The following is a 14780-nucleotide window of genomic DNA, read 5'->3' on the forward strand; positions in this document are numbered from 1 at the left end:
CGCAATCTTTTCTCTGTCCCAGCTCGCCGCCGTTCCGCTCTCACCATCCGCTACCATCGGCTCGAAGCATTCGAAGCGTGGAAATCCGCGGCACATGCCGCTTGATCAACGACCGGAATGCAACTTGCAAACTCGGCGAGTTAACGTGACAACACCCTTTCTCCAGCTTGTGCCTCAGGGGCGTGATCGGAAACTTTCTTCTCAAGATCTGGAATGATTGTTCTGGATATGTCTTAATCGCGGCAAGAGTCGCCGCGTTACGCGGCAGATACAAACAACAGAGAGGTCGACATGTTCAAAGCCACGCTTCCTGCAACCGCACTTGCCTTAGGCACCACAGTGCTTTGCGCCTTGCCCGCCGGAGCCGAAAGCTTCCGTTGGGCCGGAACGACGGACCCACAGACGATGGACCCTCACGCCGTGAACGCCACGCCGGTGCTGTCCTTCCTGAACAACGTCTATGAAGGCCTTGTCCGTCGCGGACCGGACATGGCGATTCAGCCGTCGCTCTCCACGTCATGGGAGGCTCTTCCCGATGGCGCAGGGTGGCGGTTCTCACTGCGCGAGGGCGTGACCTTTCACGATGGTGCCCCGTTCAATGCCGACGACGTCATCTTCTCTTATGAGCGTGCCATTTCGGAACCGTCCGACGTGAAATCCTGGTTCGCCAACATCACCGAGGTCGTCAAGGTCGACGACACCACTGTCGATTTCATGACAACAGCTCCCGATCCCCTATTTCCGGGCTCAATTGCGAACTTCATGATCCTCGACGCTGACTGGGCCGCCGAAAATGACGCCGAGGTTCCGGCGCGCGACGCGGAGAACCACGCCACGCGCAACACGAATGGCACCGGACCGTTTGTGCTGACCGCCCGCGACCCGGGCATCCGCACCGAGCTGACCCCGAATGAAGCCTGGTGGGACACCGCAGAGCACAACCTGACTGAGGCCGTTTTCACGCCTATCGGCAACCCCGCCACGGGTCTGGCTGCCCTCTTGTCAGGGGAGATCGATTTCATTTCCCCGATTCCGCTTCAGGACGTAGAGCAGGTTGAAAGCCGCGACGGCTTCAAGGTTCTGACAGGGCTTGAAACGCGAGTCATCATGCTGGGCTTTGGCCACGATCACGATGCTCTGCGCTATTCCGAGGATATCACCGAAGAGAATCCGTTTCTTGACGTTCAGGTGCGTGAAGCCGTCGCCAAGGCAATCGACGTGGACACCATCGACCGCGTGATCATGCGCGGTGCCGCCGAACCTGCCAGCCAGCTTTTGCCCGCGGGCCTGTCGGGCTATTCCGAGGACCATGCAGATCGCCCCGAATTCGATCCCGAAGCTGCGAAGGAACTGTTGGCCGCGGCCGGCTATCCTGACGGATTCTCGTTCGGCCTCATGTGCCCCAATGACCGCTACATCAACGACGAAGCGGTGTGCCGCGCCGTGGCCTCCATGCTTGCTCGCATCGGCCTGGACGCGAACGTCAACGCCATGCCGGTGCGCGGATACTGGGACGAGCTTCGGGCTGACAATTTCGATATGTACATGCTGGGCTGGTCGCCCGGCACGTTCGATGCCGAGCATCCGATCCGCTTTTTAGCACATACCCCGACAGAGCGTTTGGGAACCTGGAACTTTGGCGGATACTCCAATCCACAGATCGACGACATGCTGGCGCCGATCCAGCAGGAAATCGACGCGGAGGCCCGTCAGGACATGCTGGAAGAGGTCGCCGGTATCCTTCAGGACGATGTGGCCTACGTTCCCCTGTATACCGAGCCGTTGATCTGGGCGATGAAGGAAAATATCGACGTCGTACAGCGCCCTGACAACTTCTTCATGTTGCGCTGGGTCGAAGTGAACTGATCGGGCAGTACTGGCGAGATGGCGAGATGGCGAGATTCATACTGAAGCGGCTGGTCCAGTCCATCTTTGTTATGCTGGCCGTGGCGTTTCTCGCTTTCTCCCTGTTCCGCTTCGTCGGGGACCCGATCAGCCAGATGACCGGTGTCGAGACATCTGTTGAAGACCAGGAAAGGCTGCGTGAAGAGCTGGGGCTGAACGATCCCTTCGTGGTGCAGTTCATCCGGTTCACCGGAGACATTCTGCGGGGCGACTTCGGCTACTCCTTTCGCACGCGCGAACCGATCGATGAGATGCTGCTGACCCGGCTGCCCGCGACGCTGGAGCTGGGCACTGTGGCGCTGATGATCTCCCTGGTCGCGGGAATACCGGCCGGTGTCTATACCGCGCTCAGGCCAAGGGGCATCTTCAGCCAGTCGATCCTGATCGGCACCCTGATCGGTGTCTCGATCCCGACCTTCGTCATCGGTATCCTTTTGATCTTTCTATTCGGGGTCCAGCTTGGCTGGCTTCCGACCTACGGTCGCGGTGGTACGGTGGAAATTGGCTGGTGGCGGTCCTCGTTCCTTACGGTCGAAGGCTGGAGATCGCTGGTACTCCCTGCCCTGACGTTGGGGCTGTTCCAGCTGACATTGACGATGCGGTTGGTGCGGGCTCAGATGATGGAGGTCATGCGGACGGATCACATCCGCTTTGCCATAGCGCGGGGCGTGCCTTGGCGCAGTATCCGCTATCGCCACGCGCTGGCCAACACCATGATCCCGGTCATCACGATCATCGGCTTGCAGTTCGGTGGCGTGATCGCCTTTTCGATCGTGACGGAAAGCGTGTTCCAGTGGCCGGGCATGGGTCTTCTCTTTCTGGAATCGATCCGCTTCGTCGATATCCCGGTCATGAGCGTCTATCTCGTCGTGATCGCCTTCTTCTTCGTGTTGATCAATCTGCTGGTGGATCTTCTTTACTTCGCCATTGACCCGCGACTGCGCGTGCGCGAAAGCGCCTGATGCTGACCCGTCTTGTCCAGTCCGAAGGCATCTGGCTGTTTACGCGCAGCCCTGCCGCGATGCTTGCCGCTGTCGTCACGATCGTGATCGTGACCGGCGCGCTGTTCGCTCCCTGGATCGCCCCGACCGACCCTTATGACCTGTCGTCGTTTTCGCTGATCGACGGCCTGTTGCCCCCAGCGTGGGAGGAAGGCGCCGATCCGCGCTTTCTGCTTGGCACGGACGACCAAGGACGCGACCTGCTGTCGTCGATCCTTTATGGCGCCCGGCTATCGCTGGGAATTGCCGCCGTCGCGATGGCAGTCGCACTGGTGCTGGGCGTCAGCCTCGGGCTGGCCGCGGGATATCTCGGCGGACGCTTCGATGCTGTCGTGATGCGGATCGCGGATGTACAGTTGGCACTTCCGGCGATCCTGACCGCATTGCTTATCGATGGCATTTCGCGGGGGATCCTGCCCGCCGCCCTGCACGACGACCTGCGACTGGCCGTCATCACGCTGGCGATCGCACTATCGCTCTGGGTCAATTTTGCACGCACGGCGCGGGCCTCGGTCTTTGTCGAGCGCAACAAGGATTACGTTTCGGCCGCAATCATGATGGGCCAGCACCCGGTTCGGATCATGCTGCGGCACATCCTGCCGAATATCGTCGGACCGCTGCTTGTCATTGCGACAGTCGATCTGGCATCAGCCATTCTGCTTGAAGCGACGCTATCCTTCCTGGGGGTCGGCCTTCCCGCAGATTCACCGTCTCTCGGGACATTGATCCGGATCGGCATGCAATATCTGCTCTCGGGTGAATGGTGGATCCTGTGGATTCCCACCGTCTTTCTGGTCGTTTTGGTCGTGGCGATCAATCTGTTAGGTGACTTTCTCCGTGATCTCTTCAATCCGAGTCTGCGCTGATGCTGACGATCGAACACCTGTCAGTCCGGTTCCGAGACCGATTTGGCGCCACGATGGCTGTCGAGGACGTGTCGCTTGATGTGCGCCCGGCAGAGATCCACGGACTCGTCGGTGAATCGGGGGCCGGGAAATCCACCATTGGAGCCGCGATCATGGGACTTCTTCCCGCCGCGGGCGAGATCACCGCGGGGCGCATGACCCTTGGCAAAACCGACCTGCGGACGCTGTCTCCTGTTGCGGCGCACCGTATGCGCGGCAAACGGATATCGATGATCTTTCAGGATCCGCAGACCAGCCTTAACCCGCTGATGACGATCGAGGATCAGTTGATCGAAACGATCCTCGCGCATGAACACCTGTCGCTCGATGACGCGCGGAGACGGGCCGTTGGGCTGCTGGAAGAAATCGGTATTGCCAATGCCGCAACGCGCATCAAGGCCTACCCGCACCAATTTTCCGGTGGCATGCGCCAGCGCGTCGTGATTGCGCTGGCATTGTGCACGAACCCCGAACTGATCATCGCGGACGAGCCCACGACAGCGCTCGACGTCGCGGTGCAGGCGCAGGTTCTGGACCTGATCCAGAAGCTCGCGCGAACGCGGCAGGTCGGTTTCATTCTTATCACGCACGATATCGGCGTGATTGCGCAGGTCTCGGACCGGGTGACGGTTCTGCGGGGTGGTCGGGTGATGGAACAGGGAGCAACGCGGCGTATTCTGGGCCAGCCGGAACATCCCTATACCCAAGCGCTGATGGCCGCCGTGCCGCCGCTTGACCGCAAGCTCGAAAATTTCCACCTTCCCAAGGTCGCGGGCGAAACAGCCGATGCAGCGGATGCAGCCCAGGCCAGAGAAGCCGAGGACTGGCTTTTGTCGGGGATCGGCGGGGGCGGGCCGGCGCTGGACGTGCAGAACATCACCGTGCGCTTTGGTGGAGAACGGAAGGGCTTTTTTGCCGCGCGCGAGGAGTTCGTGGCGCTGGACGCGGTATCGCTGGGGGTCAGACCCGGCTCCGTCATGGGTCTGGTCGGCGAAAGCGGTTCGGGGAAATCCACCCTGGCCAAGGTCATCGCGGCGCTGGTCCAGCCCGCAGAGGGTGAGATGCGACTGGACGACGTTCCATTGGCACCGATGCGCTCGAGGCGCAGAGGTGATGCGTCGCGGCGGCTGATCCAGATGATTTTTCAGGACCCCTATTCCAGCCTGAATTCCCGACATCGGGTGATCGACGTGCTGACCGAACCTCTCTGGCTCTTCGGTCTGGAAAAGGACCAGCGCCGCCGCGAAAGGCTGGCAGAAGCCATGCTGGCCCTCGTCGGCCTTCCCGCTCAGTCCCTGGATCGTTATCCGCACCAGTTTTCGGGTGGCCAGCGGCAACGGATCGCGGTGGCGCGGGCGCTTCTGTCGCGGCCCGGTCTGCTGATCTGCGACGAACCCACCAGTGCACTTGACGTGTCCATACAGGCGCAAGTGCTCAACCTGTTAAAGGACCTTCAGACCCGGTTCGGCCTTACCACTATTTTCATCAGCCACGATCTCGCCGTGGTCCGGCAGATGTCGAATGACATCGCGGTCCTGAAGGACGGAAAGCTGGTCGAAACGGGTCCGTCCGAGGCGTTCTTCGCCGGCCCGAAAGCCGCCTACTCTCGCGATCTTCTGGCACAAACGCCGGCGATCAGATTCGACAAGTCCGGCACCTGAATGTTCAGCTTCTGGCATACGGTGAAACGACTACCCTTGTGAGGGGCTCCACACACGAATTCGGGCATAGTGCGCCGCGCTTGGGCGGTCAAAGCACGGCGCTTTCGGATCAATCAACCTTGTAAGGCGCGAACACATCATCCACCGGCGTTCCGGCCAGATGATTGGTGTAGTTCGAGAACGTTTTGCACGCGATGGCCAACACAACACCCAGCACCTGTTTTTCGCTGTAACCCGCGGAAATAAATCTATCTACTGCGGCTTTTCCCGGGGTACCGCGCGACACAACCATAGCCTCGGTGAACTTTGCCACGGCATCCAGCTTTGCTTCAGGCAGGTCGCCTCCGTCGCGCAGTGCCTTCAGGCTGTCGGCGGGCACGCCCGATTTCTTGTCGGCGATCATCGAGTGAGCAGCGGTACAGTAGGTGCAACCGTTAATCCGACTGATGGTCAGAAACACCGTTTCCTGTTCGGCCGGAGTGAAGCCGGATGTCTCGCGGAAGGATTTGTAGGTGCTCAGATACCCGTCCAGAACACCCGGCAGATTGGCCATGTAGGTATACATGTTTGGCACAAAGCCGAGGCCAGCCTTTGCTCCGGCCAGAAGCTCTTTGGCCTCGCCTTCCGCGTTTTCGAGAGTGGTTGGCGACATGTCGATCAAGGGTTCGCGGCTCATGAGAGACTCCATTTTTTAAGAATGATCATTCTGTATATTGCGGAAATCGGGAATGACAGTTATTTTTGAAACGATCCGTTCAAAAAAGGGTGAGACCATGCAACCCCTCACAAACGCACCACGACCGCGCGGTCGCCCACGGGGCTTCAAAATCGACCAAGCGCTGGATGCAGCGGTGCACGTCTTCTGGCAAGAGGGCTACAACGGAGCTTCGATCGACAGGCTTTGCCGTGAAACGGAAATGCCCCGTGCCAGTCTTTACCAAGAATATGGCGGCAAGGAGGGTCTGTTTCTGGCCGCCATCGCCCATTACGTCGAAACACGGCTGGGTCCGGTGGCGCAGTCACTCGGCCCGGTGGGGACACTCGAAGAGGACCTGACTGCATTTTTTGAGGCAGTCGTGACATTGGCCACGCTCGACAGCCGCACCCCCGGCTGTTTGATTTCGTGCGTTCTGGCCGAAGTCGCGGGTGCAAACGGAACTTTTCGGCAGGAATTGAAAACTCGTTTCGCCGCTCTTGAAGATCGTATCGCGCAACGCCTTGAACATGACGGCATTGGCGTCGAACCGAAGGACCAAACCGCGTTGGCGGGTATGCTTGCCGCAATAGCCCGGGGCATCATGCTGCGTGCGCGGTCGGGTGCATCTTCCGCAGACCTGCACCCAATCGCCGAAGCAGCTGTCCAATGCGCGATCGCGAGAGGACGCTAAGACCTATCCAAGATGAGAGATACCAATGGCTTTTTCATCAAGGAGGTTTCGCTATTGAACAACCAGGGAGTTTCAGCGCGATTAAGCGGAGGACAAACCCGCAACCGAATTATCCAACCTAAAACTCATATCGACACCGGTCGCCCCGAATGGCGGGCGATACGGCCTCGCGCTAACCCGCCTATGGGCGAGTCGGTCCTCCGGGTTCGCGGCGCGCGACAAGGGTGGGCTGGGCCGTGGTTGTTGTCATCACCGCGCTGCAAATTGTTGTCACCTATTTGCCACCGCTCAGCGCCATCTTGGGCAAAAGCGGTTCCGCTGATGAATGGCCCTCCGATCGTGCCAATCGGCGTTGCCTTCTCTGCGCTGACTGAAATCGAGAAACGGATCCGACTGGGAGTTTACTCATGACACGATCTCAGAAACAGAAGCCTCGCGCAGCACCCGCTCCGGCGGTTGTCCAGCTTCCTGCCGTCGTGCCACCTTTGCGCGATCCGTCGCAGGACCATCCGCACCACGCCTTCGACCGCGCAGCGCGGGGCGCCTTGGCGCGGCTCAGCGGCGGGGTCTCGCCGCATGCGTTCCTGGAGGCCTGGAGCGATTGGGCCCAGCATCTGGCGCGCTCGCCCGGCCGGCAGATGGAACTGGCCGAGCATGCGCAGCGCAACCTGCTGAAGGTGATGGCGCTTGCGGCCGATCTGGACAGCCCGCCTCCTTTCGCGCCGAAATTCTATGATAAGCGCTTCACCCATCCGGGCTGGCAGGCCTTCCCGTTCCGCCTCTGGCAACAGGGGTTCCTGTCCGTGCAGGACTGGTGGGACCATGCCACCGAACCGACGCGGGGCCTGCGCCCGGAGGATGCCCATCGCACGCGGTTCCTCGCTCGGCAGACGCTCGACGTCCTGTCCCCGTCGAACTCTCCGCTGCTCAATCCGGAAATCATCGAGGAGACCGTGCGGACGGCGGGCCACAACCTGGCCGAGGGTGCGGCACATTTCGCCCATGACGCGGTGAAGACGCTGACCGGCCAACGCGATCCCGCGCCCGAGGGCTACCGGATCGGCGAGGAACTGGCCTGCACACCCGGACAGGTGATTTTCCGCAATGACCTGATGGAGCTGATCCAGTACGCGCCGCAGACGCCACAGGTGCAGGCCCGGCCGATCCTGATCGTGCCGGCCTGGATCATGAAATACTATATTCTCGATCTGTCGCCCGCTAACTCGATGGTGCGCTACTTGGTCGACGAGGGCTTTACCGTCTTCATGATCTCCTGGACGAATCCGACCGCAGCTCAGCGCGACCTGTCGCTCGAGGACTACCGCAAGCGCGGCGTGATGGCGGCGCTGGACGCGGTCAGCGCCACCATCCCGGACGCGCCTGTCCACACCGTCGGCTATTGCCTTGGTGGCACCATCCTGGCAATCGCGGCGGCCACGATGGCGCGCGACGGCGACGACAGACTGGCCTCGGTCACGCTGATGGCGGCGCAGGTGGATTTTGCCGAGGCGGGCGAGTTGCTGCTGTTCCTCGACGAAAGCCAGATCGCCTTTCTCGAAGATCTGATGTGGGAACAGGGCTATCTTGACCGCCCGCAGATGGCTCGCGCCTTTGCCACCATCCGGGCCGAGGACCTGATCTGGACCCGCGCCGTCCAGCGGTATTTCCTGGGGCGCGAAGACGTTCCGACCGACATCGGCGTCTGGCTGTCGGACACGACGCGGATGCCGGCGCTGATGCATTCGCAATACCTGCGCAGCCTGTTCCTGGAGAACCGGCTGACGGCGGGGCGCTTCGCGGTCGAGGCTCGGGTGATCGCGCTCAAGGACCTGTCGGTGCCGCTTTTTGTCGTGGCGACCGAGACCGACCACATCGCGCCCTGGCGGTCGGTCTACAAGACCCAGCTCTTTACCGATTGCGACCTCACGTTCGTGCTGACCAAGGGTGGGCACAATACCGGCATCCTCAGCGAACCGGGACATGCGGGGCGACAATACCGCCTTTCGCACCGCCCGGCGGGCGCGCTTTACCTTGGCCCCGACGCGTGGCTGGCCCGGTCCGTGCCGAAAGCCGGGTCTTGGTGGCCCGAATGGTCGGACTGGCTGACGACACGGGGCGGTGGCCTTGCGGAGCCACCGGACATGGGCGCTCCAGGCCGCGGGTTGCCTCCGCTCTCCGCCGCGCCCGGCACATACGTCCTGCAAGATTAATGCGCGCCCGTCGTCCCTGTCCGGCATTAGTATTCGGCAATAATACAGTCTTCTCACAATAACTTCTTTCTTTCGAACCAGAATTGGCGCCCAGCAGCATGTCATTTACAGCCCCGATGCCTTCGGTCGCTCATCGCCCGGGAAACGATTGAGGATGAGGCATTCCAGCGGGCCTGACCACCGATCATTTATCCGGCTGGACCGGCGAGTTTCTCGATGCCGCGATCAATTGACACGGCCAGCACAAGCAACAAGCCAGTCACGATCAACCGCGCTTCATTGGCCACGCCCATCAGATTGAGACCGTTGGACACAGTGCCGATAATCAGCGCCCCAAAAAGGGCACCGATCACCATGCCGCGTCCACCAAAGAGACTGACCCCACCAATGACAGCAGCAGCGATGCTCTCAAGAAGCAAAGCGCCGCCTCCGACACCGCCGCCAGACGAGACCGAGACGCCAAGAATCCGCGACGCCGACAGGATTCCGCCAAAGGCCGCCATGCCGCCCGCGATGGCAAAGGCAGTGATCTTGATACGGTCCACCTTGATTCCGGCGCGCCGGGCGGCCTCGGCATTGTCACCAATGGCGTAGAGATAGGTACCAAAGCGAGTTTCGTGGGCAATATAGCACATGACGCCCAGCAAGCCGATGAACAGGATCACCGGCATCGGCAGACCACGCTGGTTTTCAAGAAACATGAGTAAGGCGATCAGTACCACGCCGACAATCGCCACGGGCAAGATCACGCCGCCGCCCAGCGAGGCAGGCAGACCCGCGCTCCGACGCGAGCGGAAAGTGGTCAATCGGATCAGCGCAAACAGGGTGGACGCGACCAGCACCAACGCCCAGGCGGCGGGACCCGAAACATAGGTCGCAGCCAGTTTCTCGACACCGGTATTTAGCAGATTGTAGCGCCCGGTGTTGGGCAGGAGCAGCAATTGCACACCATTGAGCAACAGTCCGACTCCCAGCGTGACCACGAAAGACGGCACGCCGATCAGAGTAATCCATCGCGCCGATGAAGCCCCGATGAGCATGCCGATCCCCACGCCCAGGAGGATGGCGAGGGGGATCGGGAGCCCGGTATCCACCACCATCTTGGCCATGAACACCGCTGCGACGCCGGAGGTAGCGGCCACAGACAGATCGATTTCGCCGGTGAGCAAGACAAAGACCAGCCCCAGAGCGATGATCCCGGTCACTGTGGACTGGATCAGCAAGTTGTTGAGGTTTCGGCTGGTCAGGAAAACATCCGACTGGAAGGAAAAGAAGATCAAGAGCGCAACCAATCCCAGCGCCACTGGAACAAAGCGCAATTCATTGCCCAGCCGCTCGGTCAGGCCCCGTCTTGCAGGCAAGGTTATCTCGGGTGCGGTTGCTGTGTTTGCCATTGGAACGCCTGTCTTATCCTGCCATGTTGACGGCTTCGTTGCCACCAACCATTACGTTGACTACCTGTTCGCCGGTCACGTCTCTGGAATTGAAACTGCCCGCATTGCGCCCCAGCCGCAGCACTTCGATCCGGTCGGTATTGTCCAGAACGAAGTGATGAATGTCGTGGCTGATCACCAGAACGGCCAGCCCGTGCGATGCCAATTCGCGCACGAGGTTGCCCACCTGTTCTGACGCCGAATGGCTGAGGGCCGCGGTAGGTTCGTCGAGCAGGACCACCTTAGGTTCCCACAGGATGGACCGGGCGATGGCGATGTTCTGACGCTGACCGCCGGACATGGCCCCGACATTTCGGCTGAGCGAGATCGAGTCGAGCCGCATTCGTCTGAGCACGTCCTTGGCCTTCTTTTCGGCGTGGGCGCGGGTCACACGGAATCCTGTCCACCAAGGGCCTGTCATCTCGCGCCCGAGAAAGAGATTCTGCACCGCATCGAGATTGTTGCACAAGGCGAGGTCCTGATAGACCGTCTGTACCCCCATGTCCGACACGCTTGCCGGGGTCGCCCCCTCGACCTTATGTCCTTCGAACAGGTACTCCCCGCTGTCGGGGCGATGCGCGCCGGCCATCACCTTGACCAGAGTCGATTTCCCGGCACCGTTGTCACCGACAAGGGCCACGACCTTGCCCGGTTCAAGATCGAGCGAGACATCTGTCAGCGCTTTGACAGGGCCGAAATGCTTTGTGATCCCGCGCAGGCGGAGAATGGGTTCTGTCATCTGAAGTCACCTCTGATACGCGGGGTACGTCGGCAGCCAACGCCGCCGACGGCTCTACTTGAGCGGAGTTACCTGCTACATGTTTTCCTGGCAGATTGCGGTGGCTGCGGCTCCATCACAGATCTTTTCCCAAGTGTAGAGACCCGCGTCGACGACGGTGGAGACATTGTCGATTGTCACGTTTTCCACCGGCAGAAAAGCGGCTGGGACATCCATGAAGTCGTTGCTGACACTGTCATTGATCCAGTCAGCGGACAGATCCCCGGCATTCAGAATGTCGACCGACAGATCCGCCGCGGCTTCGGCCATTACCCGCAGGTCCTTGAAGATGGTGTTGTCCTGCCAGCCCTGAACGATAAACTGAACCGCCTCGATGGTTGCGTCCTGACCGCCGGTCACGACCACATCGCCTTTCTGGTAGCCTTGGCTGATCAGCGCCGCGACAGAGCCGCCGGTGGTGCCGTCATTCATCCCCAAGAACATGTCCACTTGTCCGCCGGTGCGGGTCAGGCAGTTCTCGGCGAACGCCTGCGCCTCGACCGGATCCCAGTTCGGGGTGAAATCTTCGCAGACCACTTCGACTCGGCCCGAAGCCATCAGCGGCTGGAGATATTCATTCTGGCCCAGTTCGTATTGCGTGGTGCCGTACTCACCCTGATTGCCCTTGACGCGGGCGATACGAACCGTGCCTTCGGGCATCGCCTCGATCAGCTCGGCGGCGCGCTTGCCCTGGGCCTGCCCCACGGCGCGGGCGTTGAAAAGCACATGGGCCTCTGCCTTGCCGCCAATCGCGTCATGCTCGTACAGCAAGACGGGCACCCCTGCCTCTTCCGCCGCCTTGAGCGCCCCGGCCGCCAGGTTGGCGTCGGACGAGGTATAGACGATCAGGTCCGCGCCCTGTGCCAGCGCATCCTCGACCAGCCGCTGCTGACGCTCCGGATCCCCTTCGCCGTTCTGAACGGTCACCGTGGCGCCCGGCATCCGCTCCTTCATGGCGGCCACATACAGCGGCGCGTCGCGTCGCTCGAAGCGGATGGTGGTCGAGTTGGGCAGCATGAAGAAGACGCTTGCCTCTTGAGCAGCCGCCGGGGCCGCGGCAAACCCGCTGATGGCGAGCGCTGCAAGCAGGCTACCACTCATGAGGTGTCTGATGGATCTGTTCATTGTGTCCTCCCTTGGTTCAAATGACCCGGTCGCCGGGCAGAATTGAGTTACTTTCCTTTGCAGAGCGGCGCGTCAAACCCGGTCAGCGCGGCGTTTACCAACGCGCTGGTTCCTGTCAGTCTGTTGACGATGGTCATTTTGAGACCTCCCTTTGATCTGGCCGATCGTCCGTGCTCCAGACCAGATTTCCTGCCGTCACTTTCACGACGATCCGCGCAACGGTTCCACTCTGGTATCGCTCAACAAGATGCTATCCCGTGGTCTGCCGCCCGTCGCCTTGCATTCTGTCCAATCTGGAATCGCCAGTGCCGGCTCAGGTGCGCGCGCCAAGGCCGGGTTCGGCGCGTAAGTTCTCGGCCATCGCTGCGTGAGCGCCAACAGATGGCGCGGTTGCCAAAATGGTTGATCGCAGCATTTTCGTGATACTTATAGCTTCCTCCGAATTGAATTTGTCCGTCCGCCGGCTGCCTGCCGGTCTAGTTTTGTGGCGTCCGGTCTCAGCGGAGTTGCTCCGGCAACGGCGTGGACTCGTAGCAACCGATAACCCCCTGATCAAAATCAAGAATCGACCCGGTCATTATACCCGACTCGTCGCTGGCCAGATGGGCGATCCAGCGCGCCACCTCGTTCATGTCGAGCAGCCGTCCGGCGGGCAATTTCGCCCCGGCCTCTTTTTGCCACCCCTCGGGCATGTCGTGGTACGTCTTCTGGATGACATCCTCTGCCGGGGTGTCCATCCAGCCGATGGCCAGCGCGTTGACGCGGATTCCGTCGCGCATCAGCGAGAAGGCCGCGTTCTTTGTCGTCGCCACCAACGCTGCCTTGGACGCGGCATAGACCGTCAGAAACGGCACTCCGCCATGGGCAGTGACCGTTGCCACGTTGACCACGGTCCCGGGTTTGCCTGCATCGCGCCAATGATTTGCTGCGTTCTGCATCAGAAAGAAGGGCGCCCTTGCATTGATCGCAAAGGTCTGCTCCCAAAGCTCCGCGTCTCCGTCCAGAATGCCGCCCCGGTCGGTCTTGCCGGCGGAATTTATGAGGACGTCGTAGGTGCCGAATTCTTTGATTGCGCGCTCATGTACCGAACGGCAATCATCGAGATCGGTCAGGTCCGCCTGATGATAGACGACACGCTGCGTCTCGGTGCTCAAGGCTTCTGCGGCTGCTTTGCCCTCGGCCGCCTTGCGACCCATGATCAGCACACCCTTAAGCCCGCGCCGAAGCATCAACTTCACTGCCGTAAGCCCGAGCCCTTGAGTCGAACCTGTGACCACCGCCACCTTGCCCTCGAATTGCCGGTCCAGCGGCACATCTTTGTCAGAGGCCGCACGATAGGCGGCATTGCCGTAGGGGCTTTCATAATCTGTCATGAGTAATCCACCTGCACTGGCTTGTTCGTTTGATGTGATTTCAGCGCAGCCTCCGACAGCAAGAGCGCCCGCCGACCGTCTTCAAATGTCACATTGGGAGGCTTGCCCGCCGTAATCTGGTCAATGAAGTCACGGATCTCTGCCTCGTAGGCCGCGCGGTAGCGCTCAATGAAGAAATAAAGCAGTTCGTCGCGCGTCGCCGTGCCGCCCGCACCATAGCGTGACACTTCGGAGGGGCGGTGATTGTTCGAGCGCACCATGCCTTGGGGGCCGAAGGCTTCGACCCGCTGGTCATAGCCGTAATTGGTGCGCCGCGAATTGTTGATATGGCACAGCGCGCCCGATGCGCCGCGCATCACGATCATGGCAGTATCCACGTCGTTCAATTCCGCAAAGATCGGGTCCACCCTGTTGGCGGCCATGGTGAAAACCTCGACCGGATCTTCTCCCATGACGAACCGGGCCATGTCCATGTCGTGGATCGTGGTATCGCGGAACAAACCTCCGCAGGCCTCGAGGATTGGGCGCGGCGGTGGCGGACCGGGGTCGCGGCTGGTGATCACCAAAAGCTCAAGCGCGCCCACATCTCCGCGCGCCACGGCTTGCTGCACCCCGGCATGGCTGGGATCAAAGCGTCGATTGAAGCCCAACTGCACCGGAACATCGAACGCCTTGAGCTTTTCCTTGCATTCCTCGACCTTGTCGATGTCCACATCGATCGGCTTTTCGCACAGGATGGGCTTGCCGGCTTCGGCCGAGCGCAGGATCATCTCCACGTGGGTGTTGGTCGGCGAGGCGATCAGCACTGCATCGACATCCTCGGCGCCCAGCAGCGCATCGAGATCCGTGGTTGCCCGGGCGCTGACGGCATCGGCGGTGGCCTTGGCGTTGTCGGCGTAAACGTCATAGCACCAGGTCACGGAGGCATCCTGCTGCAACGCGACCAGTCGGGCATGCATGTCTCCGATGCGACCGGCTCCAATGATTCCGAAACGCAGCAT

12 protein-coding genes are annotated in these 14780 nt (G+C 60.9%); 6 read left to right on the forward strand and 6 right to left on the reverse strand.

The features are described 5' to 3' along the window. Nucleotides 1-405: 405 nt before the first annotated feature. Genes LCF60_RS16495 through LCF60_RS16510 form a run of 4 tightly spaced genes read left to right on the forward strand, consistent with a single transcriptional unit; the run spans nucleotide 406 to nucleotide 5472 of the window. The gene (locus LCF60_RS16495; RefSeq protein ID WP_363318426.1) at nucleotides 406-1866 is read left to right on the forward strand and encodes an ABC transporter substrate-binding protein; all 1461 of its coding nucleotides are present in this window, start codon (nucleotides 406-408) and stop codon (nucleotides 1864-1866) included. 26 nt (nucleotides 1867-1892) lie between these two features. Continuing rightward, the gene (locus LCF60_RS16500; protein WP_292293237.1) at nucleotides 1893-2867 is read left to right on the forward strand and encodes an ABC transporter permease; all 975 of its coding nucleotides are present in this window, start codon (nucleotides 1893-1895) and stop codon (nucleotides 2865-2867) included. Next, nucleotides 2867-3772 carry an ABC transporter permease gene (locus tag LCF60_RS16505; RefSeq protein ID WP_292293238.1) on the forward strand — a complete coding sequence of 302 codons (906 nt, stop codon included), beginning with the start codon at nucleotides 2867-2869 and terminating at the stop codon, nucleotides 3770-3772. Before LCF60_RS16500 ends, LCF60_RS16505 begins: the two co-directional genes overlap by 1 nt. Further along, nucleotides 3772-5472: an ABC transporter ATP-binding protein gene (locus tag LCF60_RS16510; protein ID WP_292293240.1), complete on the forward strand. Its 1701-nt coding sequence runs from the start codon at nucleotides 3772-3774 to the stop codon at nucleotides 5470-5472. Before LCF60_RS16505 ends, LCF60_RS16510 begins: the two co-directional genes overlap by 1 nt. A gap of 109 nt (nucleotides 5473-5581) precedes the next feature. Here the strand turns inward: LCF60_RS16510 and LCF60_RS16515 are convergent, their stop codons facing one another. Continuing rightward, on the reverse strand, nucleotides 5582-6148 hold the full coding sequence (locus LCF60_RS16515; RefSeq protein ID WP_292293242.1) for a carboxymuconolactone decarboxylase family protein: 567 nt from the start codon (nucleotides 6146-6148) through the stop codon (nucleotides 5582-5584). 52 nt (nucleotides 6149-6200) lie between these two features. On the opposite strand from LCF60_RS16515, the gene LCF60_RS16520 reads away from it, so the two are divergent. Both LCF60_RS16520 and LCF60_RS16525 read left to right on the forward strand, forming a co-directional pair. Continuing rightward, entirely contained in the window at nucleotides 6201-6860 is a 660-nt protein-coding gene (locus LCF60_RS16520) for a TetR/AcrR family transcriptional regulator (protein ID WP_292293243.1), read from the forward strand. Nucleotides 6861-7267: 407 nt separating this feature from the next. Next, nucleotides 7268-9070 carry an alpha/beta fold hydrolase gene (locus LCF60_RS16525; protein WP_292293244.1) on the forward strand — a complete coding sequence of 601 codons (1803 nt, stop codon included), beginning with the start codon at nucleotides 7268-7270 and terminating at the stop codon, nucleotides 9068-9070. A gap of 188 nt (nucleotides 9071-9258) precedes the next feature. Here LCF60_RS16525 and LCF60_RS16530 read toward each other — a convergent pair whose 3' ends face one another. The 5 genes from LCF60_RS16530 to iolG form a co-directional block, all read right to left on the reverse strand. Then, nucleotides 9259-10509, reverse strand: coding sequence for an ABC transporter permease (locus tag LCF60_RS16530; protein ID WP_292293246.1), 1251 nt, complete (start codon nucleotides 10507-10509; stop codon nucleotides 9259-9261). Further along, a complete protein-coding gene (locus tag LCF60_RS16535) occupies nucleotides 10478-11242 on the reverse strand; it encodes an ATP-binding cassette domain-containing protein (RefSeq protein ID WP_292293247.1) in 765 nt (254 codons plus the stop codon). The genes LCF60_RS16530 and LCF60_RS16535 overlap by 32 nt, the downstream gene beginning before the upstream one ends. A gap of 75 nt (nucleotides 11243-11317) precedes the next feature. After that, on the reverse strand, nucleotides 11318-12406 hold the full coding sequence (locus LCF60_RS16540; protein ID WP_292293248.1) for a sugar ABC transporter substrate-binding protein: 1089 nt from the start codon (nucleotides 12404-12406) through the stop codon (nucleotides 11318-11320). 497 nt (nucleotides 12407-12903) lie between these two features. After that, entirely contained in the window at nucleotides 12904-13779 is an 876-nt protein-coding gene (locus LCF60_RS16545) for an SDR family oxidoreductase (protein ID WP_292293249.1), read from the reverse strand. Then, nucleotides 13776-14780: an inositol 2-dehydrogenase gene (iolG, locus tag LCF60_RS16550; protein ID WP_292293251.1), complete on the reverse strand. Its 1005-nt coding sequence runs from the start codon at nucleotides 14778-14780 to the stop codon at nucleotides 13776-13778. Before iolG ends, LCF60_RS16545 begins: the two co-directional genes overlap by 4 nt.

The sequence above is a fragment of the Marivita sp. genome (assembly GCF_020055635.1).
In the GTDB taxonomy this organism is placed as follows: domain Bacteria; phylum Pseudomonadota; class Alphaproteobacteria; order Rhodobacterales; family Rhodobacteraceae; genus Marivita.

Excerpts from the sequence above, each read along its gene's own strand:
- LCF60_RS16515 (WP_292293242.1), bottom strand. The coding sequence starts at position 6,148 with ATGAGCCGCGAACCCTTGATCGACATGTCGCCAACCACTCTCGAAAAC.
- LCF60_RS16525 (WP_292293244.1), top strand. The coding sequence starts at position 7,268 with ATGACACGATCTCAGAAACAGAAGCCTCGCGCAGCACCCGCTCCGGCG.
- LCF60_RS16520 (WP_292293243.1), top strand. The coding sequence starts at position 6,201 with ATGACAGTTATTTTTGAAACGATCCGTTCAAAAAAGGGTGAGACCATG.
- LCF60_RS16540 (WP_292293248.1), bottom strand. The coding sequence starts at position 12,406 with ATGAACAGATCCATCAGACACCTCATGAGTGGTAGCCTGCTTGCAGCG.
- LCF60_RS16500 (WP_292293237.1), top strand. The coding sequence starts at position 1,893 with ATGGCGAGATTCATACTGAAGCGGCTGGTCCAGTCCATCTTTGTTATG.
- LCF60_RS16545 (WP_292293249.1), bottom strand. The coding sequence starts at position 13,779 with ATGACAGATTATGAAAGCCCCTACGGCAATGCCGCCTATCGTGCGGCC.
- LCF60_RS16505 (WP_292293238.1), top strand. The coding sequence starts at position 2,867 with ATGCTGACCCGTCTTGTCCAGTCCGAAGGCATCTGGCTGTTTACGCGC.
- iolG (WP_292293251.1), bottom strand. The coding sequence starts at position 14,780 with ATGCTGCGTTTCGGAATCATTGGAGCCGGTCGCATCGGAGACATGCAT.
- LCF60_RS16495 (WP_363318426.1), top strand. The coding sequence starts at position 406 with ATGGACCCTCACGCCGTGAACGCCACGCCGGTGCTGTCCTTCCTGAAC.
- LCF60_RS16510 (WP_292293240.1), top strand. The coding sequence starts at position 3,772 with ATGCTGACGATCGAACACCTGTCAGTCCGGTTCCGAGACCGATTTGGC.
- LCF60_RS16535 (WP_292293247.1), bottom strand. The coding sequence starts at position 11,242 with ATGACAGAACCCATTCTCCGCCTGCGCGGGATCACAAAGCATTTCGGC.